Raw genomic sequence first — 625 nt, 5'->3', positions numbered from 1 at the left:
TGGATCTTCGTCTCGAATTCGTTGCCTTGGCTTTGGCTGAGGGCGCTAACATCACTGCATTGTGCGAGCAGTTCAATATCGGCCGCACCACTGCCTATAAATGGCTCAAGCGTTTCCAATGTGAGGGTAAAGACGGGCTGAGAGATCGGTCCCGTCGACCTCACAGTTCGCCTAATCGAACTGCTCACGAGCCCGAGAAGCAGATACTGGCGCTCAATATCGAGCACACCGGCTGGGGGGCGCGCAAGATCAAGGGATGCCTTGAGCGGCGCGGCAACAACATGCCTGCAGCCAGTACGGTTCATGCCATTCTCAAGCGCAATGAGCGCATCGACCCTCATGCAGGCCTAGTCAAACCTTTCACCAGATTTGAACACGAGCAACCCAATGATCTGTGGCAAATGGACTTTAAAGGCCATGTGCCCATGCGTACGGGTCGCTGCCATCCATTGACTCTTCTGGATGACCACTCGCGTTTCTTTTTAACTATCGCCGCCTGTGGCAACGAGCAGCGCAATACCGTGCAGGCCCATTTGATCAATGCGTTCCGCCATTACGGGCTACCTGAGCGCATGACGATGGACAACGGGGCGCCGTGGGGCGACGAGCCTGATGCCTATACAGG

1 protein-coding gene is annotated in these 625 nt (G+C 55.8%); it reads left to right on the top strand.

Annotated features, from left to right (window positions below; all coding sequences use genetic code 11):
* Window positions 1-625, top strand: a 625-nt coding sequence (locus GHO25_RS25715) for a helix-turn-helix domain-containing protein (protein WP_153393417.1), incomplete at both ends; no start/stop codon positions are given.

This window comes from Pseudomonas sp. FSL R10-1350 (genome assembly GCF_009600525.1).
GTDB classification, from domain to species: domain Bacteria; phylum Pseudomonadota; class Gammaproteobacteria; order Pseudomonadales; family Pseudomonadaceae; genus Aquipseudomonas; species Aquipseudomonas helleri.
This window is presented reverse-complemented; position numbering and strand designations above follow the sequence as displayed.